Origin of the sequence: Streptomyces bambusae, assembly GCF_019400985.1 — a bacterium.
Classification (GTDB): Bacteria; Actinomycetota; Actinomycetes; order Streptomycetales; family Streptomycetaceae; genus Streptomyces; species Streptomyces bambusae_A.
Map to the genome: position 1 here is coordinate 1 of NZ_WTFF01000122.1, position 20,623 is coordinate 20,623.

A 20,623-nucleotide genomic window follows, 5' to 3' on the forward strand; every position below is an offset into this window, starting at 1 on the left:
GGTGGGCGGTCCGGCGACCGTGGAGCCCGTGCCGAGCGCGCTGCCCGTCACGTTCCCGTCGATGACGGTCGCGCCGCGCCCGGCTCTGATCCGGCGCGCCTGGCCGGCCGGGGCCAGGAAGGTGTACGCGGCGAGTCCGAGGGTCACCAGCGCGCCGATCACGCTCGCGACCCGGTCCCCGGTGTCGAGGTCGACCAGGACCACGACCCCGACGAGCCCCAGACCGACGGCTCCCGCCCCGCCCGCCACGATCCGGCCGACCGTCATGACGCCTCCCCGCGAACGCCCCGCACCCTTGCGGCACCAGGCTAGGGCTGTCTGACGATTCGCGTCGGCGGTTCAGCCGGGCTCGTACGCGGCGTGCGGGGTCGCCCTCGCGGCATCAGGTGGCGGGAGTGAGTCCGGTCGGGACCTGCCAGCGGTAGCGGCGGCCCTTGTTCGTCAGCAGCAGTCCCTGCTTGAAGACGGCCAGGCCGAGCTCGTTCGAGGCCTTGGCGAGCAGGGGGACGGTGTCTCCCGTCCTGCCGTAGCCGAAGCTGAGCGGGTTGGTGGCCTGGAGGGCGAGCTTGGTGAGGTCGGCCGGAGGCACCGAGACGATGTCCGCGGCGTGGTCGCCTGCCAGGTGCCGGATCAGGCTGGGGCCGACCCCGGCGAACATCGGCCCGGGCAGGCACTCGCGGATGAAGTCCAGCACGCCCTTCGTCAGCCGGGTGCCGGCCTCGGAAGGCTGCTGCTGGCGCTCCAGGATCGCGTCCATCAGGGCGGCTCCGTCGTCGAACCGCTCGGGGTTGAGACGTTCCTCGATGCCCAGGACGTGTCCGACGACCCGCCAGGTGTGGAAGAAGGCGTCGCGGTCCGCCGTCGGCAGTTCCACGCCCAGCTTGGCGAGGCCCTTGGGGATGACCACGGAGAAGCTCAGCAGCGTACCGGCCATGTCCTCCTGGTTGACCGGGACGCCCCAAGCCGTGTCCCACGACTCGTGGCGCGACAGGTGGTAGCGCATCGTGGCGTGCAGCAGCCGGATCGTCTGTGCCGACCGGATCCCGCGCCCGGCCGGGTCCAGGCCTCCGGTGTCGAGGACGTCGACGACGAACTGCGCGGTCTCCATCAGCCTGCGGAAGACCCCCTCGGTCAGCCGGGTGGAGAGGTTCAGCGCCTGGGCGCCGTTCCCGCAGGCGTAGCACAGGGGGAGGGAGGCGCACAGCAGGTTGGTGGTGATGTGCCCCTGGTAGCGGCCGAGGAGCCCCTGCCCGCGCCGGACCAGTGCCGGGTCCGTCCACGGGGGAAGGACCTCGCTCGCCGCGAAGTACTCGCGCAGCCGGTCCGGCAGCCCGTCCGGGACCGGTCCGGCGTTGCGGCCGAGCGTGCCCAGGGCTTCGCGGACCTCCTCCTCCCGTCCCTGGACGTAGATCTCCTCGATGGCGCGGTCCGCCAAGGGGTCGCCGGTCTTGCGCTTCGGGTCCAGGAGTTCGTCGGTCCACGGGCTGGATGGCATGGCTGTACCTCCGAGGGGGAAGGGGGCGTGGCCGGGCCGCGGACGCCGCGGCGAGCGCCGCGCTCCGGACGACAGCCACCGTTGTAGTGGCCCGGGCAGATCCGGGCAGCCGGGCCCGCAGGGGTGTCGCCCGGACGGCCCAAGCCGAATCGATCCGGCCGGCACTCCGGTGACCGACCCGGTGAGCGCGCCCCGGTGAGCGCCCTACAGGAACTTCGGCGGGGCCTCCGGTGCCTCCGGAGGTGGCGGGGGTGGGGCCAGTTCGCCCTGGGGTGGGACGACCTGTTTCTCCGCTGCGAAGTGGCATGCCGACGGGTGGGAGAGCGGGGTGATCGGGAGGCGGAACTCCGGGGGGACGTGGAGGGGTGGGACCACGTCCGTGCAGAGTTGTTGCGCCTTCCAGCAGCGGGTGCGGAAGCGGCAGCCCGACGGGGGGTGGGCCGGGGAGGGGACGTCGCCGGTGAGGATGATGCGTTCGCGGTGGAGGCGGGCCTCCGGGTCGGGGACCGGGACGGCCGAGAGCAGGGCCTGGGTGTAGGGGTGTGTGGGGTGGTCGTAGATCTGCGTGTCCGTGCCGATCTCGACGATCTTGCCGAGGTACATCACGCCCACCCGGTCCGAGATGTGCCGGACGATCGACAGGTCGTGGGCGATGAAGACGTAGGAGAGGGAGAACTCCGCCTGGAGGCGGTCCAGGAGGTTGACGACCTGGGCCTGGACCGAGACGTCCAGGGCCGAGACGGGCTCGTCCGCGACGATGATCTCGGGCCGGAGGGCCAGGCCCCGGGCGATGCCGATGCGCTGGCGCTGGCCGCCGGAGAACTGGTGCGGGTAGCGGTTGATGTACTCGGGGTTCAGGCCGACCACGTCCAGCAGCTCCTGGACCTTGCGGCGCCGGTCGCCCTTCGGGGCCACCTCGGGGTGGATCTCGTACGGCTCGCCGATGATGTCGCCGACCGTCATCCGCGGGTTCAGGGACGTGTACGGGTCCTGGAAGACCATCTGGATGTTCCGGCGGACGGATTTCAGAGCCCGCCCCGACAGCTTGGTGATGTCCTCGCCCTTGTAGCGGATCGCTCCGGCGGTCGGGCGTTCCAGGTTGACCAGCATCCTGGCTACGGTGGACTTGCCGCAGCCCGACTCCCCCACGATGCCCAGCGTCTCGCCCGCGCCGAGCGCGAAGGAGACCCCGTCGACGGCCTGCACCGCGCCGATCTGCCGTTTGAAGAGGATGCCCCGGGTGAGCGGGTAGTGCTTGACCAGGTCGGTGACCTCCAGGACGGCCTCAGGCATGGGCATGGAGGCACTCCTTCCAGAAGTGGCAGGCGCTGGTGCGCGGCACCGGCGACTCGGTGACCTGGTAGAGCGGGGGGACGGTGCCGCGGCAGACGGGCTGGGCCATCGGGCAGCGCGGGTTGAAGGCGCAGCCGGAGGGGATGGCCAGGAGGCTGGGCGGCAGGCCCTTGATGGCGTAGAGCTCCTGGCCCTTCTGGTCCAGGCGGGGGATGGAGTCCAGGAGGCCGCGGGTGTACGGGTGCGCGGGCGCCTTGTAGATCTCGTGGACGGGGGCCGCCTCGACGATCCGGCCCGCGTACATCACGGCGATCTTGTCGGCGACGTCGGCGACCACGCCGAGGTCGTGGGTGATCAGGATCAGGCCCATGTTCAGCTCGCGCTGGAGTTCCGCGAGCAGGTCCATCACCTGGGCCTGGACGGTCACGTCGAGGGCGGTGGTGGGCTCGTCGGCGATGATCAGCGAGGGCTCCAGGGCCAGCGCCATGGCGATCATGATGCGCTGGCGCATGCCGCCGGAGAACTGGTGCGGGTAGTCCCCGACCCGCTGCCGGGCTGCGGGGATCTTCACCCGGTCCATCAGCTCGACGGCCTTGGCCCGGGCGTCCTTGCGCGACATCCCGCGGTGGACCGTGAACATCTCGCCGAGCTGGGCGCCCACCGTCAGGACGGGGTTGAGGGCGGACAGCGCGTCCTGGAAGATCATGGCCATCCCGGCCCCGCGGATGCGCCGGCGCTCCTCCTCCTTCATGCGCAGCAGGTCCTTGCCCTGGAAGAGGATCTCGCCGCCGGTGATCCGGCCGGGCGGGACGTCGAGGATGCCCATGACCGCCTGCGCGGTCACGGACTTGCCGGAGCCGGACTCGCCGAGCACGGCGAGCGTCTGGCCCTCGTCCACGGCGTAGGTGACCCCGTTGACCGCTTTGGCGACCCCGTCGCGGGTGGTGAACTCCACGTGCAGGTCGCGGACTTCGAGCAGCATCTACGGGGCTCCTCAGCGCAGCTTGGGATCGAGGGCGTCGCGCACCGCGTCGCCGAGCATGATGAACGCGAGCACGGTCAGGCTCAGGGCGCCCGCCGGCCAGAGCAGCATGTGCGGGGCGTTGCGGATCTGCGGGGCGGCGTTGGAGATGTCGATGCCCCAGGAGACGGTCGGCGGGCGCAGGCCCACGCCGAGGAACGACAGCGTGGCCTCCAGCGCGATGTAGGTGCCCAGGGCGATCGTGGCGACGACGATGACGGGCGCGACCGCGTTGGGGGCCACGTGCCGCAGCAGCATCCGGGCGTTGCTCGCGCCCAGGGCCCGGGCCGCCTGGACGTAGTCGTTCTGCTTGGCGGTGATGACCGAGCCGCGGCCGATGCGGGCGATCTGCGGCCAGCCGAGCAGCACGATGAAGCCGACCACCGGCCAGACGGTGTCGCTGGTGACCACGGACAGGAAGACCAGGCCGCCGAGGACCACGGGGATGCCGAAGAAGATGTCGGCGACCCGGGAGAGCAGTGCGTCGCCCCAGCTGCCGAAGAAGCCGGCCAGTCCGCCGAGGAAGGCGCCGAGCAGGGCGGCCCCGAGGGTGGCGCAGACGCCGACGGTGATGGAGGCGCGGGCGCCGTACACGGTGCGGGTGTAGACGTCGCAGCCCTGGGTGTCGTAGCCGAAGGGGTGGCCGGGGGCGGAGCCTTCCTGGGAGTGGGCCAGGTCGCACTGGAGGGGGTCGCCGCTCGCGATCAGCGACGGCCAGATCGCGATGAGCACCAGGAAGACGATGAGCAGGGAGGAGAGGACGAAGACGGGGTTGCGGCGCAGCTGGTGCCAGGCGTCGGACCACAGGGAGCGGGCCTTCTCCCGGGGGTTGCCCGGGCCCGGCGGGATGACCCGTTCGAGGCTCTCGGCCTCGTCGAGTGCGAGGTCCATCTGGCCTCCCTGCCCGGTGGGGGCGATCGCTTCGCCGTCGCCGGGCTCCAAGGGGTCGTAGCGCGGGGGCTGGGGGTGGGGCTGGGGCTCGGGCTCAGGCATAGCGGATCCTCGGGTCCAGGACCGCGTAGAGCAGGTCGACGAGGAGGTTCGCCACCAGGAAGACGATGACGAGGATGGTCACGAAGCCGACGACCGTGGGGGAGTTGTTGCGCAGGATGCCCTGGTAGAGCTGGTAGCCGACGCCGTGGATGTTGAAGATCCGCTCGGTGACGATGGCGCCGCCCATCAGGGCGCCGATGTCGGTGCCGATGAAGGTGACCACGGGGATGAGGGAGTTGCGCAGCAGGTGCCGGGAGACGACCCGGCGGCGGGGCAGGCCCTTGGCGACGGCCGTACGGACGTAGTCGGCCTTGGCGTTCTCGGCGATGGAGGTGCGCGAGAGCCGGGTGACGTAGGCGAGGGAGACCAGCGCGAGGACGAGGCCGGGCAGGAGCAGCTCGTTCCAGGGCGCGTCCGGGGAGACGCTGGGCCGGATCCAGCCCCACTTCACGCCGAGGACGTACTGGAGCACGTAGCCGGTGACGAAGGTCGGTACGGAGATGACGACGAGGGTGAGCACCAGCAGTGTGGTGTCGATGGCCTTGCCCCGGCGCAGGCCGCTGACCACGCCGAGGGTGATGCCGACGACGACCTCGATGGCGATGGCGACGACGGTCAGGCGCAGGGTCACCGGGAAGGCCGAGGCCATCAGGTCCAGGACGGGCTGGCCGTTGAAGGCGGTGCCGAAGTCGCCCTGGAAGATCTGCCCCATGTAGTGCAGGTACTGCTCCCACAGGGGCCGGTCGAGGTAGAGGTCCTTGCGGATGCGCGCCGCGGTGGCGGGGTCGGGGGCCTTGTCCCCGAACAGCGCCGCCACCGGGTCGCCCAGCGCGTAGACCATGAAGAAGATCAGGAACGTGCTGCCGATGAACACCGGGATCATCTGGAGCAGCCGCCGGATCACGTAACGTCCCATGGATCGCTCCGGGGTGTTCGCTGAAGCTCGCTGGAGCTCGCTGGAGTTCGCTGACGGCGGGGATCAGCCGACCTTGATCCGGTCGTAGACGGGGACGCTGAACTGGTTGAGCTCCACGTCGGTGAGCCGCTCGGAGTAGCCGGCGCTGCCGTTCTGGTACCAGAGCGGGATGGAGGGCATCTGGGCGGCGAGGATCTTCTCGGCGTCCTGGAACGTCGCGACGGCCTTGGCGGTGTCGGTCTCGCTGTTCGCCTCGTCGATGAGCTTGTCGAACTCGGGGTCGGAGAACTTCCCGTAGTTGGAGGAGGCGCCGGTGAAGTACAGGGGCTGGAGGAAGTTCTGGATGAGCGGGTAGTCGCCCTGCCAGCCGGAGCGGAACGGGCCGGTCAGCTTGTAGGAGCTCTGCTGGTTGCGGAAGTCGGCGAAGGTGCCGACGGGGTTGACGGTGCAGACCGGGCCCTGGCCGAGGGCGTTGTTGATGCTGTTGCAGACGGCGTCCATCCAGACGCGGTGCGAGCCGGTGTCCACGTTGGAGGTGATGGTCATCTTCCCGCCGGGCAGGCCGCCGCCCTCCTCGATCAGCGCCTTGGCGGCGGCCGGGTCGTAGGTGCACAGCTCGCCGCACATGTCCGCGTAGCCGCCCTTGGCGCCGAGGGCTGAGGAGGTCCAGTCCTTGGCGGGGCTGCGGGTGCCCTGGAAGATCTGCCGGGTGATCTCGTCGCGGTTGATGGCGCGGGAGATGCCCTGGCGGACCTTCTCCATGCCGGGCTTGCCCCACCGGGGGTCGTACAGCGGGAAGGTGAGGGTCTGGATGATCAGTGCCGGCTGGTTGATGTAGCGGCTGCCGAGGTCGTTCTTGACGTTCTTCAGCTGCGCGGCCGGCACGTCGTCGACGAGGTCGAGGTTGCCCGAGATCAGGTCGGTGTAGGCGGTGTTGTTGTCGGTGTAGACCTTGAGGTCGACGCCGCCGTTCTGCGCCTTGTCGGGGCCGGTGTAGCCCTCCCACGCGCGCAGCTGCATCGCGGTGCCCTTGGTGTACGAGCCGACGGTGTACGGGCCGTTGCCGACCGGCTTGTCCAGCCAGCCGGCGTGGTCGGTGAAGAAGGCCTTGGGCAGCGGGGAGAAGGCCTGGTAGCCGAGGGTGTCGGGCCAGGTGGAGAACTTCTTGTCGAGCGCCACGGTGAAGGTCTTGGCGTCCTTGACCACCAGGCCGGACATCGTCTTGGCCTTGGGCTCGCCGGAGGCCGGGTGGACGTCGGCGTATCCGACGATGTCGGCGAAGAACGGGGCGTTGTTCTGCTTGTTGCGCACGTCCGCCGCGTAGTTCCAGGCGTCCACGAACGACTGGGCGGTGACCGGCTCGTCGTTGCTGAACTTCCAGCCGTCCTTGAGGGTGATGGTGAAGTTCTGCTGGTCGGTGGTCTCGATCTTCTCGGCGACCATGTTCAGGGCCTCGCCGGTCTTCGGGTCGTAGCGCTTCAGGCCGCGGAAGAGCATGTCGAGCACCTTGCCGCCCTGCACCTCGTTGGTGTTGGCGGGCTCCAGCGGGTTCTGCGGGTCACCCCAGGAGGAGCTGACGATCCCGGCGCCCTCCCCGCCGGTGTCGCTTCCACCGCCGCAGGCCGTCGCCGCGAGGGCGACGGCCACCGCACATGCGGCCCACTGGGCGTGGGTGGCTCCGCGCATCGAGTGCCTCCTTGGCTCCCAAGAGTCGACTGGGGCCCAATGTCACCCTATGTACGGGCACGCGCACGGCCGGTTCGCCCGATTGCACCCTCGCGGCGCGTGGGATCACCCCTGCGGGTGGACCTCCTTCTCCCAGGTGACGACCGCGTACTCCATGGCCATGCCGTTGGCCTCGTAGAGGGCGAGCGCGTTGCTGGCGTTGTCCGTGTCCACGCCCAGGCCGATGACGTCCCGGCCGCGGGCGGCGTAGCCGGCGAAGCAGTGGCGCAGCAGGTGGCCGCCGATGCCGCGGCCGCGCGCCTCCTTGCGTACGCCGATGGTGCTCACCCAGCCCATGGCGGCCCGGTTGTCGCGGGTCACCGCGACGCCGACGTCGCCGTGGCCCTCCAGGGAGGCGATCCACACCAGGGACCAGTCGATGGTCTGCGCGCCCAGGAGGTTCAGCCACTGGTCGTAGGTGCGGGGGCGGTGGTCGAAGTGCTCGGCCATGCTCTCCTGCACCAGCGCGTGCGCGCGTCGGCGGTCGGCCTCGTCCCGGCAGTCGCGCAGGGTGAGCCCGGGCAGGGCGGCGGGCGGCAGGTCGGCATCGGGCGAGAGCTGCCGGGTCATGACGTGGTAGCGGCGGACCTGGCGCCAACCGCGGGCGTGGAGCCGGTCCGTGTCGAAGGTGGGGGCGCTGTGGAGGCCGAGGTGGAGGACGGCGTGCCCGCCGCCGACGGCACGGGCCCGGTCCAGGGCCCGCGCCTCCAGCAGTTCCAGCAGCCGCTCCCCCGCGTCCTGGGCCTCGGGCAGGACGTAGTGGTCGGCGTCGATCCGTACGCCGCCGTCCTGCGCGGGCTCGGAGGCGGGTGCGCCGTCGCCGCCGTCCCACAGGACGGCGTAGGCGATGAGCCGGTCCTCGTCGAGGACGAACCAGGAGTCGCGGGCGAGGTCGGTGGCGGGGTCCGTCAGGTCGGCGGCCACCTCGGCGAGTTCGGTCTCGGACCGGCCGGTCTCGATGACCTCAACGGCGTTCATCAGGGCGCAGATCGCGGGCGCGTCGTCCGGTGTGGCGGGGCGTATCAGCATCCGCCCACTGTCCGGGGGCGCGAATCGTGGGCGCAATCGAATTAACCCGGAATGCCGACGAGGGCACAGCCGTGGCGGCTGTGCCCTCGCGGGTCACGCGGTGCGCGCAGCGGTGCCGCGCGGGTGGATCAGACCGCCAGGACGGTCTTCTCCTCGGCGAAGTGGCACGCCGAGACGTGCGCGGCCGGGGTGTCCTGACCCTTGAAGCGGGTCGGGATCGCCAGCAGCGGCTCCTCGGTGGCGCACCGGTCCTCGGCCTTCCAGCAGCGGGTGCGGAAGCGGCAGCCCGACGGCGGGTTGGCCGGGGACGGGACGTCGCCGGTGAGGATGATCCGCTCGCGGTTCTCGCGGACCTCGGGGTCCGGGACCGGGACGGCCGACAGCAGCGCCTGGGTGTAGGGGTGCGTCGGGTGGTCGTAGATCTGCGCGTCCGTGCCGATCTCGGCCATCTTGCCGAGGTACATCACGCCCACGCGGTCCGAGATGTGCCGGACGATCGACAGGTCGTGCGCGATGAAGATGTAGGACAGGTTGAACTCGTCCTGGAGCTTCTCCATCAGGTTGATGACCTGCGCCTGGACGGACACGTCCAGGGCCGAGACCGGCTCGTCGCAGATGATGATCTCCGGGTTGAGCGCGAGGCCGCGGGCGATGCCGATGCGCTGGCGCTGGCCGCCGGAGAACTGGTGCGGGTAGCGGTTGATGTACTCGGGGTTCAGGCCCACGACGTCCAGGAGCTCCTGGACCTTGCGGCGCCGGTCGCCCTTCGGGGCCACCTCGGGGTGGATCTCGAAGGGCTCGCCGATGATGTCGCCGACCGTCATCCGCGGGTTCAGCGAGGTGTACGGGTCCTGGAACACCATCTGGATGTTGCGGCGTACGGCCTTGAGGGCCCGCCCCGACAGCTTGGTGATGTCCTGGCCCTTGTAGAGGACCTCGCCCGCGGTGGCCGTCTCCAGCAGCATCAGCAGCTTGGCGACGGTGGACTTGCCACAGCCGGACTCGCCGACGATGCCCAGGGTCTCGCCCTGGTAGAGGTCGAAGGAGACCCCGTCGACGGCCTTGACCGCACCGACCTGACGCTTGAAGAGCACGCCCTTGGTCAGCGGGAAGTGCTTGACCAGGTTGCGCACCTGGAGGATGGGCTCACCGCGCTCGACCGGCGCCTCGAAGGCCGCGATGGCCTTCTCCTCGGTCGCCTCGGCGGGGGCGTCCACGGCCTCGTCCGTCTTGCTCAGCTCAGCCATGGATCTGCTCCTTCCAGAAGTGGCAGGCGCTGGCGCGGCCGACCAGTTCGGCGCCGTCCCGCTCGGTGACCGGCACGAGCGCCGGCACGTCGGTACGGCAGATGTCCTGCGCCTTGGGGCAGCGCGGGTTGAAGGCGCAGCCGGCCGGCGGCTTCAGCAGGTTGGGCGGCAGGCCCTTGATCGCGTAGAGCTCCTGGCCCTTCTGGTCCAGGCGCGGGATGGAGTCCAGCAGACCACGGGTGTACGGGTGCGCGGGGCGCTTGTACAGCTCGTGGATCGGGGCCTGCTCGACGATCCGGCCCGCGTACATCACGGCGATCTTGTCGGCGACGTCGGCGACCACGCCGAGGTCGTGGGTGATCAGGATCAGACCCATCGCGTACTCCTTCTGGAGTTCCGCGAGCAGGTCCATGACCTGGGCCTGGACGGTCACGTCGAGCGCCGTGGTGGGCTCGTCCGCGATGATCAGGTCCGGCTCCAGGGCGAGCGCCATGGCGATCATGATGCGCTGGCGCATACCGCCGGAGAACTGGTGCGGGTAGTCGTTGACCCGGGCCTTGGCGGCGGGGATCTTCACCCGGTCCATCAGCTCGATGGCCTTGAGCTTGGCGTCCTTCTTGGACATGCCCTGGTGGACGCGGAACATCTCGCCCAGCTGGTTGCCCACGGAGAACACGGGGTTCAGCGCGGACAGCGCGTCCTGGAAGATCATCGCCATCTTGGGGCCGCGCAGCTTGCGCCGCTCTTCCTCGTCCAGCTTGAGGATGTCCTGGCCGCGGAAGAGGATCTCGCCCTTGGCGACGCGCCCGGGGGGCGAGTCGAGGATGCCCATGATCGCCTGCGCGGTCACGGACTTGCCGGAGCCGGACTCGCCGAGCACGGCGAGGGTCTCGCCGGACTTGACGCTGTAGTTCACGCCGTTGACGGCGCGGACGATGCCCTCGCGGGTCTTGAACTCGACGTGCAGGTCGCGGACTTCGAGGACCGGGGTCTCGTCGTCGCCCTTGCGCTGCGCGGGCAGCTCTTCGGTGAGGTTCGAAGTGGTCATGTGAGTGCCGCCCTCCTAGCGCAGCTTCGGGTCAAGGGCGTCACGCAGCCCGTCACCGACGAAAACGAAGCCCAGGACGGTCAGGACGATCGCGATGGACGGGTAGACCCAGAGGTAGTCCTTCACGCCGAGGAAGTCCTTGGCGCCGGCGAGCATGTTGCCCCACTCGGGAACCTCGGGGCTGACGCCCACGCCCAGGAAGGACAGCGAGGCCTCCGCCACGATGGCACCGCCGACGCTGAATGCGGCGTAGGCCATCACCGCGGCGATGGAGTTGGGGATGATGTGCCGGATGATGATCCGCGAGGTGCCGGCGCCCAGGGCGCGCGCGGCGTGGACGTAGTCCGCCTCACGCACCGACAGGATCGAGCTGCGCAGCAGTCGGGCGACCGTCGGCCAGGAGAAGACGGCCAGCGAGATGATCACCGGCATGACGCCGCGGCCCATGGCCATGATGATCACGATGGCGCCGATGATCAGCGGGAAGGCGAAGAAGACGTCGGCGATGCGCATCAGGACCGAGTCGGTCGCCTTGCCGAAGTAGCCGGACAGGGCGCCGATGACGATGCCGATGGTGCAGGCCAGGAAGATCGAGGCGAGGCCGACCTCCACGGCGATGCGGGTGCCGAAGATGATGCGCGAGAACTGGTCGCGGCCCAGGGCGTCGGTGCCCAGCCAGTGCGCGGAGCTCGGGTCCGCGAGGGTGTTGGTGAGGTCCTGGTGGTACGGGTCCTGCGGCGCGAGCAGCGGCGCGAAGATCGCCGTCAGGAACAGTACGGCGACCAGGACCAGGCCGACGACGGCCAGCTTGTTGGCGACGAAGCGGTGGCGGATCTCGCCCCACTGCGTGATGCGGGCGACTGCCGGCTCCGCGTTCGCGGTGGCGGTTGCGGCTCCGGCGGCCGGTTCTGCGGTCCCCGAATCCGCTGTGCTCTTGGTGAGCTCGGTCATGGGTGTGACTCCTTGGAACTGCCTGGGCTCAGGCGAGACGGATGCGAGGGTCGAGGACCGCGTACAAGAGGTCGACGAGCAGGTTCAGCACCACGAACACGAGAACGCCGAAGGAGACGACGCCGATGATGATCGGGTTGTTCTGCTGCTGGATCGCCATGACCAGGGCCAGGCCGATGCCGTCCCAGTTGAAGATGGCCTCGGTGATCAGGGCGCCGCCGAGCAGGGAGCCGAAGGAGATACCCAGGTAGGTGACGACGGGGATGATCGAGTTGCGCATGACGTGCTTGAAGAGCACGGTCCGCCGCGGCAGGCCCTTGGCCACGGCCGTCTTGACGTAGTCGGCCTTGAGCACTTCGAGCATGGTGCCGCGCATGAGGCGGGCCACCAGGGCGGCGTCGAGGATCGCCAGTGTGAAGGCCGGCAGGATCATGGAGTTGAACGAGCCGTCGGCGATGACCGGGAACATCTGGAGCTTCACCGAGAACGTCGACAGCAGGACCATGCCGATGACGAAGGACGGGAATCCGACGGCCATGGTCGTGAGCAGCGTGATCAGCACGTCCCAGAAGGAGTATCTGAACAGGGCCGCAATCATGCCCGCGAGCAGGCCGATGGCGATGTCGATGACGATCGCCAGGACCGCGAGCTTGGCGGTGTTGGTCAGCTTCGGCGCCAGGATCTCCGTCACGGGACGGCGCTGGGTGTAGTCCTCACCCAGGTCGCCCTTGGCCAGGTTCTTGACGAAGTTGCCGTACTGGACCGGGAGCGGGTCGTTGAGCCCGTAGCGCTCGCGGAGCTCGGCGACCACCGCCGGATCACGGGCCTTGTCTCCGCCGAGCGAACCCACGGGGTCGCCGGGGAGGACGAAGAGAGCGGCGAAGAGCACGACCGTCGCACCGAAGAGGACGACGACCATCTGTCCGAGTCGCCTGATCACATAACTGCCCACGATGCCTCCTTCACATACTTGAGCATGGGAGTTGGCGGCATCGTCCGATCGGGACGAGAGGCCGCGACCGGGCGCCGGATTACAGGGGGGGTGCGCCCGGAGGTGGACAAAGGTCGTGGAGGGCGGAAGAGTGCTCCGTCCTCCACGACCTTTGCTATGCCAACTGAAGAGGCATTACTTGGCGGAGATCTCCGCGAGGTTCGGGTCCTCGAAGAAGTCCATCTGGACGTTGTTGAACTTCGCGGTGTTGGCGAGACGGTACTGCGTGCGCTTCCACAGCGGGATCAGAGCCTGGTCGGTGTCGACGGCCAGCTTCTCGGCCTGCTTGTACAGGGCGGCGCGGGCGGCGGCGTCCTTGGTGGCGCGGGCCTGGTCCAGGAGCTTGTCGTACTCCGGGTTGCTGTAGCGACCGCGGTTGTCACCCTGGGCCTTGCCGGTGGCCGGGTCCTCGTTGATGGAACCGGTGGCCAGCAGCGGGAAGAGGAAGTTGTCGGCCGTCGGGTAGTCGGCACCCCAGGCGGAGCGCCAGATACCGGCGGTCTTCTTGTCCTGCTGCTCGGACAGGGCCTCCTTGAACGGCTTGCCGTTCAGCTTGACCTCGAGGCCGAGGACGTCCTTCAGCTGCTGCGCGACGGCCTGGACCCACTCCTCGTGACCGGAGCCGGTGTTGTAGCCGAAGTCCAGGACGGTGCCCGGCTTCAGGCCCGACTTCTCGGCGAGCTCCTTGGCCTTGGCGGTGTCCTGCTTGACGCAGGTGGTGCAGACACCCTCCTGGTAGACGTCCGCGAAGGACGGCGGCAGGACGGAGGAGGCCGGCTTCTGCATGCCCTGGAAGACACCCTTGGCGATGGCCTCGCGGTCGATCGCGTACGAGATCGCCTTGCGGGCGTCCGGGGTGTTCAGCGGCGCGTTGGTGTTGAACGCGACCAGGTAGTTGATGCCGGAGGTGTCGGCGGAGATCCACTGACCCTTGGGCTCGAACTTCTGCTTGGCCACGGACAGCTGCGGCGTGGGCATACGGGCCCAGTCGAACGTACCCGCCTGGAAGCCCTGGTACTCGAGGGTGGCGGTGTTGTTCGGGTTCAGGATGGTCAGCTCGACCTTGGCGAGCTTGGCCTTCTCGAAGCCGTAGTCGTCGTTACGGACGAGGGTGATCTTCTTGTTGTGCTCCCACGAACCCTCGATCTTGAAGGGGCCGTTGCCGATGGGGGCGTCGTTGAACGCCTTGTTGTCGGCGGCGCCGGCCGCCTTCGGCACGGGGGCGAAGGCCGTGTGGACGGTCTTCTTGTCGAACTCGAAGTCGCCCGTGGCGAGCTTGACCTCGAGGGTGCCCGCGTCAACGGCCTTCACACCGGCGAACTTGTCGGTCTTGCCGCTGTTGAGGTCCTCGTAGCCCTCGATGCCGGCCATGTGGTAGGCGACGTCGGAGGCGGACTTCTTGTCGGCGACACGGGTCCAGGCGCGGACGAACGACTCGGCGTCGACGGGCTCACCGTTGGTGAACTTGGTGCCGGCCTTGATCTTGAAGGTCCAGGTCTTGCCGTCGTCACTGGTGGTGGCCGACTCGGCGAGCTTCGGGATGAGCTTGCCGTCCGGCGTCACCTTGTACAGGCCGGTGAAGAGGTTGTGCGTGACGAGCGTGCCCTCGGACTCCTGCGTGTTGAAGGGGTCGATGGCGGTCGGCTCGGTGATACCGAGGCGGAAGACACCGCCGTCGGCCGAATTGCCCTTGTCATCTCCGCCACCACAGGCGGTCGCCGAAAGGGCGACGACGATCGCGCCCGCGACCCACTTGGCGCTCTTGGCACCACGCATGGGTTTCCTCCTCATGAGTCCACTGATCGACTTGAGGGACACAGGTACGTCTCGCCGACACCCCTGACGGCGATTGGAACAGTGCCCCGAGTGTGCTCGTGAGTCGGCGCTCCCCACAGCGCGTGACCCATTGACCCGAGCTCAATGGAGCCATCCTCGGGGACACGTAGTCCGTAAACCACACTTAAGTGGTCTCGTTTTCACAACATCACCCCCTCCCAGAAACCCGAAATCCGGACAAAGGGATCAGAGACAGACACACGCGAAACGGACGGTTAGCGCACCTTCCGGAGTGTGACGCTCGCTATCCGGACACCTCGGCTTCGTAATGCTGTTGACAAAAGCGAACAGCCCGGCCCCGCACGCAGGGCGTGCGGGGCCGGGCTGTCGGGCCGTTGAACCGAGCCGAACTACCTCGGCGGGCGCCTTACTTGGCGGCCTTGGCGCGCGAGGCCGTGCGGGAGCGCTCCTTCTGGTCCAGCACCACCTTGCGGATGCGGACGGCCTCCGGGGTCACCTCGACGCACTCGTCGTCGCGGCAGAACTCCAGGGACTGCTCCAGGGAGAGCTTGCGCGGCGGGACGATCGCCTCGAAGGAGTCGGCGGAGGAGGAGCGCATGTTGGTGAGCTTCTTCTCCTTGGTGATGTTCACGTCCATGTCGTCGGAGCGGGAGTTCTCGCCGACGATCATGCCCTCGTACACCTCGGTGCCGGGGTCGGTGAACAGCACGCCGCGCTCCTGGAGGTTGGTCATCGCGAACGCGGTGACCGCGCCGGCGCGGTCGGCGACCAGGGAGCCGTTGTTACGGGTCTGCAGCGGGCCGAACCACGGCTCGTGGCCCTCGTGGATCGAGTGCGCGATGCCGGTGCCGCGGGTCTGGGTCAGGAACTCCGTACGGAAGCCGATCAGGCCTCGGGACGGGACGACGAACTCCATGCGGACCCAGCCGGAGCCGTGGTTGGACATGTTGTCCATGCGGCCCTTGCGGACACCCATGAGCTGGGTGACGGCGCCCATGTGCTCCTCGGGCACGTCGATCGTCATGCGCTCGACGGGCTCGTGGACCTTGCCGTCGACCTCGCGGGTGACGACCTGCGGCTTGCCGATGGTCAGCTCGAAGCCCTCGCGGCGCATCTGCTCGACCAGGATCGCCAGGGCGAGCTCACCGCGGCCCTGGACCTCCCAGGCGTCCGGGCGGTCGGTGTCCAGGACGCGCAGCGAGACGTTACCGATCAGCTCGCGGTCCAGCCGGTCCTTGACCTGGCGGGCGGTGACCTTGCGGTCCTTGACCGCGGCCTTGGCGTCCGCGCCCTTGCCGGTGCCGCCGCGGCCGACCAGCGGGGAGGTGTTGGTGCCGATGACCATGGAGATGGCCGGCTCGTCCACCGTGATCAGCGGGAGGGCGACCGGGTTCTCCGGGTCGGCCAGGGTCTCGCCGATCATGATGTCCGGGATACCGGCGACGGCGCAGATGTCACCGGGGCCGGCGACCTCGGCCGGCTTGCGGGTGAGCGCCTCGGTCATCATCAGCTCGGTGATGCGGACGTTGGAGACCGTGCCGTCACGCTTGATCCACGCGACCGTCTGGCCCTTGCGCAGCTCGCCCTGCTCGACGCGCAGCAGCGCGATACGGCCGAGGAAGTTGTCGGCGTCGAGGTTGGTGACGTGGGCCTGCAGCGGCGCGTCCTCCTCGTACGTCGGGGCCGGGACGTGCTCCAGGATCGTGGAGAAGAACGGCTCCAGGTTGTCGCTGTCGGCCGGGACGGTGCCGTCCTGCGGCTTGGTCAGCGAGGCGATGCCGTCGCGGCCGCAGGCGTAGACGATCGGGAACTCGATCTGGTCCTCGTCGGCGTCCAGGTCCAGGAAGAGGTCGTAGGTCTCGTTGACGACCTCGTCGATCCGGGAGTCCGGGCGGTCCGTCTTGTTGATGCAGAGGATGACGGGCATCCGGGCCTGGAGGGCCTTGCGGAGCACGAAGCGGGTCTGGGGCAGCGGACCCTCGGAGGCGTCCACCAGCAGGACGACGGCGTCGACCATCGACAGACCGCGCTCGACCTCGCCACCGAAGTCGGCGTGGCCGGGGGTGTCGATGATGTTGATCGTGATCGGGGCCCCGCCGTCCTTGGGGTGGTACTTCACCGCCGTGTTCTTGGCGAGGATCGTGATGCCCTTCTCACGCTCCAGATCGTTCGAGTCCATCATGCGGTCGTCGAGCTGCTGGTGGGCGGCGAAGGCACCGGCCTGCTTCAGCATGGCGTCGACGATGGTCGTCTTGCCGTGGTCGACGTGGGCGACGATGGCGACGTTGCGGATGTCATGACGCGTGGGCACTGCGGCGCTTCTCCCGGGATCGTGGATGGCGTCGCGTACGGTCCGGCACGCGAGCCTGCCGGGCGGAAAACCTGCCACGGCCTTACCCCATGGTACGTCGAATGGCGGGAAGTGCCTGCCGGGGGGTCTGTCAAGAGGCCGTACGGCTGAGGGTGGGGGAAGCCGTACGACCGGGCTGCCTCGGGTCAACGGGCAGGAACGACCTTGCCCGCCGTGTGCGACGGCGGGCAAGGGAATTGAGTCACATCTGAGCTTGCTACGGGCGGTTCACGCGCCGTTCTCCTTCGTCACGCGCGGCCCTTCCCCGATCGTCGCCGTTCCCCACGTGTCGCCTTGCTCACTTGCCGCCTCGGCTCACGTGTCGTCCTGCTCACTTGTTCTTCTTCGGCGCGGCGGGCTTCTTCCAGCCGATGTCCTGGTAGCGCGGGGCGCCGAGGCCGAAGGCGCCCGCGTTGACCAGGCCGGGCCGCACCGCCACCAGCTGGGGGCGCTGGTAGAGGGGTACGGAGCCGGCCGCGGCCCAGATCCGGGCGTCGGCCTTGGTCATCAGCTCGCGGGCCTTCTTCTCGTCGAGCTCGCCGGCCGCCTGGTCGAAGAGCTGGTCGATGTGGTCGGTGCCGACCCGGGTGTAGTTCTGCTCCACCAGCAGCGAGCCGTCCGCCGCGGGCTCCGGCTTGGCGAAGATCGGCCGGGCGTCGGTGGCCGGGAAGGCGGTCGCGGGCCAGGAGTACAGGGCCAGGTCGTACTGGCCCGAGGCGATGTGGTCCTTGAAGAAGCTGTCGTCGGCGACCTTGGTCAGCTCGGTGGCGATGCCGATCTTCTGGAGCATCCGCGCGATCCGCTCCCCGACCGCCCGCAGGGGCTCCGAGCCGGGGCCCGAGGGGAGCACGAAGCGCAGGCTGAGCGGCTTGCCGTCCTTGGCCAGCAGGGTGCCCGTCGTGCTCGCCTGCTTCGCGGGACCGGCCGAGGGCGTGCCGGCCTTGGCCGCCACGGCCTTGTCCGCGGCCCCGTCCTCGGCCGGGTTGCGCTTGCCGTCGTCCGCGGCGGCGGCGCCGGCCTCCACGGACTCCGCCTGGGCCAGCAGGGCGGCCTCCTGCTGCTCGGCGAAGGGCGCGGGGGCGAGGGCGGTCGGCGGGCGGGAGCCCTGCTGCTCCTGGGCGTGATCCTGGGCGTGCTCCCGCGCGGCGAAGGCGTCCGCGGCCCGCTCCGCCCCGTCGAGGTCCCCGGCCCAGAACTCGGCGGCGAACTCCGCCAGGCGCAGCGGCAGCACCTCCGCCGGCTCCGCCCCGAGCAGACCGCGGGCCCGCCCCGCCTCCTGCCGGGCCTGCTCGGGGCGGCCGGTGTAGGCGCGGGCCACCGCCGTCGTGGTCAGCAGCGCTCCGGTCCGCCGGGCCTCGACCGGCCGGGCGAGGAGACCGGCGGCCAGTTCGAGCGCGCCGTGGTAGTCACCCCGCGCGCCGACGAGCGCCACCCGCCGGGCTCCGGCCTCCCACCGCAGACCGGGGTCGGAGACGGTCAACTCGACCTCCCGCAGCACCCGTTCGGCCTCGCTGAAGTCGCGCAGGCCCCAACTGAGGCCGTGCGCGCGCAGGAGGGCGTGCCGGGTGCGCTGCGCGTCGCCCATCGGCCGCCCCGCGCAGTCGGCGAGCACCCGCTCGGCCTCCTCGTAGCGCTCGGCCCAGCTGAGTGCCTCCGCAAGCAGCAGCGCCGCCTCCGTCCCGCCGCCGGCGTCCCGGGCGGCGGCGGCCAGCCGTACGGTGGCGGTGGTGTCGTACGCCGCCCAGGCATCCCGAGCTCCGGTCAGCAGCGGCCCCGGGTCATCGGTCAGCCCGCCGGCCAGCCGCCACTCGGCGAGCCGCAGCGCGTCCCCGGCCCGCCGGGCCCCGGTCGCCTCCAACACCCGTACGAGCTCCCGGTGGTGGCGCCGGGCGCGCAGCCGTGGGCAGCGGGCGACGGCCACCTCGGCGAGCAGCGGGTGCACCAGCCGCACCGCGCAGCGCCGCCCGTCGTCCTCGACGCGCAGCAGCCCGCGCGCCTCGGCCTCCTCCACCAGCCGTACGTCGGCCAGCTCCAGCAGCAGCGCGAACTCCAACGGCTGGGACAGGGCGAGGAGTTCGACGAGCTCACGCAGCTCCGGGCGGGAACGGGCCGCCGCATCACCGCAGCCGCAGCCGGGGCTGGGGCCGGGGCCTGTGTCGTGGCCGTAGCCGCCGATCCGGGCCTCCACCAGGTCCGCCAGCCGGGGCGCGGGCGCGGCCGGCGGGAGTCCGGGCGGGCGGTCCCAGACGCCGTCGACGGGCCGCAGGGCGCCGTCGTCCACGGCGGTGAGCACCAACTCGCGTAACAACAGCGGGTTTCCCTGCGAGCGCCGGTGCAGCCGGCGGGCCTCGGGCCCGGCCACCGGGCCGAGCACGGCGGTGAGCAGCTCCCCCGTCTCGTCCTCGGTGAACGGAGCCAGCTCCAGCCGGTCCAGCAGGCGGTCCTCCGCCAGCCGCCGCAGCTCTTCGGGCACGCCGGCCCCGGAGCGTACGGCGGCCAGCAGCCGCACCCGGCCGCCTAGGACGAGGTGCTGGAGCAGCGCGGCGGAGACCGGGTCGAGCAGGTGCGCGTCGTCCACGCAGACCACCGCGCCGGCCAGGGCCTCCGCGGCCTGCCGCCACCGGTTCCCGCCCGGCGCGGTGCGCTCCGGCAGCAGCGGGGCGAGCGCACCGAGGGCGGCGGTCCGCGTCCCCTCGGCGCCCTGGACCGCCACCGTCCCGGGCAGGGTGCGGCGCAGTTCGTCGAGGAGCCAGGACTTCCCGGATCCGGCCGCGCCGACGAGGAGGGCGCCGTGCGGCCGGTCCGTCCCCGTCAGGGCGCGGCGCAGCGCGGCCAGCTCGGCGGAACGCCCGTGGAAGGCCCAGGAGACCGTCATGGGGGCGATGGTAGGACCGACCGGCGCGGCCGTGGATAGACCCGGCGTACCGATACGGCGTCGGGTGCCGCCCGTTCGAGGAGTCCTGGGTCAGGAGTCCGCCCGGGCCTCCTCGGGCGGGCGGGTCAGAAGTCCGCCCGGGTCAGGACGTCGGCGCGGCCGACGGACTCCAGGCCGTACATGGTGCAGTACAGGCGGCGGATGTGCTCGATGTCGGCGTCCCGGGCGCGCGCCTCGGTCACCGGATAGAGGACGGTCAGCTCGTAGGACTTCTCCCGGTTGATGTCACCGTCCTTGTCACGCCATTGACCGCGCGCCTCCTGGAGGGTGAGGCCTTCCGGGAAGCGGGGCGTGACGACGTCGGCGACGAACTTCATGAACTCGTCGTCGGTGATGGGCGGGTGGCCGTCGTGGCGGCCCGTGCCGAAGTAGAGGTGCGTGGACACGTACGGCCGGCCCCGCTCGGCGAGGACGGCCGCCTCCTGTCCCTGGGGGGCGTCCTGGCCGCCCTGGCCGGTGGTCTGTACCTGCGCCGAGGAGGCGGGGGCGCCGAGGACGACGTCGGCAGCGGGTCTGCCGAAGGTGAGGAGCAGCGCGGTCACCGCGAGGACGGCGGCCGCGGGGGTGGTGATCCGGATCTGGCGCATGGCGTTCCTGTCTGTCGCATTCGGTCGGTGGCATATCGACAGCTGTCAACAGCTGTCGACGGCCGAGGTCGTGAACGGTCACGGGTGATCGGTGACGATCAGGGTCGATCGGCAGCGGCACCAACGGTCGCCCGGCGGGGCGCCGGTCGTCCGTCGTGGGGCGGCGGTCGCCCGCCGCGTGGCGGCGGGTCGTCGGGCGGCGGGTCGTCGGGCGGCGGGTCATCCGGCGGCGGGTCATCCGGCGG

The 20,623-nt window shown here is 70.2% G+C and carries 16 protein-coding genes; all 16 read right to left on the reverse strand.

The features are described from left to right. On the reverse strand, positions 1-267 hold a 267-nt coding region (locus GPJ59_RS18235; protein WP_219668255.1), incomplete at its 3' end, for a hypothetical protein. 115 nt (positions 268-382) lie between these two features. Beyond that, positions 383-1,495 (reverse strand): oxygenase MpaB family protein, encoded by a 1,113-nt coding sequence (locus GPJ59_RS18240; RefSeq protein ID WP_219668256.1) that lies wholly within the window; start codon positions 1,493-1,495, stop codon positions 383-385. A 204-nt stretch (positions 1,496-1,699) separates the two neighbouring features. Next, positions 1,700-2,788 carry an ABC transporter ATP-binding protein gene (locus tag GPJ59_RS18245; RefSeq protein WP_219668268.1) on the reverse strand — a complete coding sequence of 363 codons (1,089 nt, stop codon included), beginning with the start codon at positions 2,786-2,788 and terminating at the stop codon, positions 1,700-1,702. Further along, positions 2,781-3,770 carry an ABC transporter ATP-binding protein gene (locus GPJ59_RS18250; RefSeq protein ID WP_219668257.1) on the reverse strand — a complete coding sequence of 330 codons (990 nt, stop codon included), beginning with the start codon at positions 3,768-3,770 and terminating at the stop codon, positions 2,781-2,783. The genes GPJ59_RS18245 and GPJ59_RS18250 overlap by 8 nt, the downstream gene beginning before the upstream one ends. Positions 3,771-3,782: 12 nt before the next feature. Then, positions 3,783-4,802 carry an ABC transporter permease gene (locus GPJ59_RS18255; RefSeq protein WP_219668258.1) on the reverse strand — a complete coding sequence of 340 codons (1,020 nt, stop codon included), beginning with the start codon at positions 4,800-4,802 and terminating at the stop codon, positions 3,783-3,785. After that, a complete protein-coding gene (locus GPJ59_RS18260; RefSeq protein WP_219668259.1) occupies positions 4,795-5,718 on the reverse strand; it encodes an ABC transporter permease in 924 nt (307 codons plus the stop codon). Before GPJ59_RS18260 ends, GPJ59_RS18255 begins: the two co-directional genes overlap by 8 nt. Before the next feature lie 63 nt (positions 5,719-5,781). Continuing rightward, a complete protein-coding gene (locus GPJ59_RS18265; protein ID WP_219668260.1) occupies positions 5,782-7,404 on the reverse strand; it encodes a peptide ABC transporter substrate-binding protein in 1,623 nt (540 codons plus the stop codon). A 105-nt stretch (positions 7,405-7,509) separates the two neighbouring features. Then, entirely contained in the window at positions 7,510-8,472 is a 963-nt protein-coding gene (locus tag GPJ59_RS18270) for a GNAT family N-acetyltransferase (protein ID WP_219668261.1), read from the reverse strand. 128 nt (positions 8,473-8,600) lie between these two features. After that, entirely contained in the window at positions 8,601-9,719 is a 1,119-nt protein-coding gene (locus tag GPJ59_RS18275; RefSeq protein ID WP_219668262.1) for an ABC transporter ATP-binding protein, read from the reverse strand. Then, positions 9,712-10,767 (reverse strand): ABC transporter ATP-binding protein, encoded by a 1,056-nt coding sequence (locus GPJ59_RS18280; protein ID WP_219668263.1) that lies wholly within the window; start codon positions 10,765-10,767, stop codon positions 9,712-9,714. Before GPJ59_RS18280 ends, GPJ59_RS18275 begins: the two co-directional genes overlap by 8 nt. 15 nt (positions 10,768-10,782) lie before the next feature. Then, on the reverse strand, positions 10,783-11,718 hold the full coding sequence (locus GPJ59_RS18285) for an ABC transporter permease (RefSeq protein WP_219668264.1): 936 nt from the start codon (positions 11,716-11,718) through the stop codon (positions 10,783-10,785). Between the two features lie 28 nt (positions 11,719-11,746). Further along, entirely contained in the window at positions 11,747-12,670 is a 924-nt protein-coding gene (locus GPJ59_RS18290) for an ABC transporter permease (protein WP_308120356.1), read from the reverse strand. A gap of 174 nt (positions 12,671-12,844) precedes the next feature. Continuing rightward, on the reverse strand, positions 12,845-14,485 hold the full coding sequence (locus tag GPJ59_RS18295) for a peptide ABC transporter substrate-binding protein (RefSeq protein WP_258024573.1): 1,641 nt from the start codon (positions 14,483-14,485) through the stop codon (positions 12,845-12,847). A gap of 427 nt (positions 14,486-14,912) precedes the next feature. After that, the gene (gene typA, locus GPJ59_RS18300) at positions 14,913-16,817 is read right to left on the reverse strand and encodes a translational GTPase TypA (RefSeq protein ID WP_219668266.1); all 1,905 of its coding nucleotides are present in this window, start codon (positions 16,815-16,817) and stop codon (positions 14,913-14,915) included. A 370-nt stretch (positions 16,818-17,187) separates the two neighbouring features. Then, entirely contained in the window at positions 17,188-19,731 is a 2,544-nt protein-coding gene (locus tag GPJ59_RS37555) for a hypothetical protein (protein WP_258024574.1), read from the reverse strand. A gap of 125 nt (positions 19,732-19,856) precedes the next feature. After that, on the reverse strand, positions 19,857-20,378 hold the full coding sequence (locus GPJ59_RS18310; RefSeq protein ID WP_219668267.1) for a DUF3574 domain-containing protein: 522 nt from the start codon (positions 20,376-20,378) through the stop codon (positions 19,857-19,859). Between the last annotated feature and the right edge of the window lie 245 nt (positions 20,379-20,623).

What these genes read in the sequence shown, in the direction of transcription:
- GPJ59_RS18250 (WP_219668257.1), bottom strand. Translation starts at nt 3,770, where the DNA reads ATGCTGCTCGAAGTCCGCGACCTGCACGTGGAGTTCACCACCCGCGAC.
- GPJ59_RS18295 (WP_258024573.1), bottom strand. Translation starts at nt 14,485, where the DNA reads ATGCGTGGTGCCAAGAGCGCCAAGTGGGTCGCGGGCGCGATCGTCGTC.
- GPJ59_RS18245 (WP_219668268.1), bottom strand. Translation starts at nt 2,788, where the DNA reads ATGCCTGAGGCCGTCCTGGAGGTCACCGACCTGGTCAAGCACTACCCG.
- GPJ59_RS18285 (WP_219668264.1), bottom strand. Translation starts at nt 11,718, where the DNA reads ATGACCGAGCTCACCAAGAGCACAGCGGATTCGGGGACCGCAGAACCG.
- GPJ59_RS18310 (WP_219668267.1), bottom strand. Translation starts at nt 20,378, where the DNA reads ATGCGCCAGATCCGGATCACCACCCCCGCGGCCGCCGTCCTCGCGGTG.
- GPJ59_RS18260 (WP_219668259.1), bottom strand. Translation starts at nt 5,718, where the DNA reads ATGGGACGTTACGTGATCCGGCGGCTGCTCCAGATGATCCCGGTGTTC.
- GPJ59_RS18255 (WP_219668258.1), bottom strand. Translation starts at nt 4,802, where the DNA reads ATGCCTGAGCCCGAGCCCCAGCCCCACCCCCAGCCCCCGCGCTACGAC.
- GPJ59_RS37555 (WP_258024574.1), bottom strand. Translation starts at nt 19,731, where the DNA reads ATGACGGTCTCCTGGGCCTTCCACGGGCGTTCCGCCGAGCTGGCCGCG.
- GPJ59_RS18240 (WP_219668256.1), bottom strand. Translation starts at nt 1,495, where the DNA reads ATGCCATCCAGCCCGTGGACCGACGAACTCCTGGACCCGAAGCGCAAG.
- GPJ59_RS18280 (WP_219668263.1), bottom strand. Translation starts at nt 10,767, where the DNA reads ATGACCACTTCGAACCTCACCGAAGAGCTGCCCGCGCAGCGCAAGGGC.
- GPJ59_RS18265 (WP_219668260.1), bottom strand. Translation starts at nt 7,404, where the DNA reads ATGCGCGGAGCCACCCACGCCCAGTGGGCCGCATGTGCGGTGGCCGTC.
- GPJ59_RS18270 (WP_219668261.1), bottom strand. Translation starts at nt 8,472, where the DNA reads ATGCTGATACGCCCCGCCACACCGGACGACGCGCCCGCGATCTGCGCC.
- GPJ59_RS18275 (WP_219668262.1), bottom strand. Translation starts at nt 9,719, where the DNA reads ATGGCTGAGCTGAGCAAGACGGACGAGGCCGTGGACGCCCCCGCCGAG.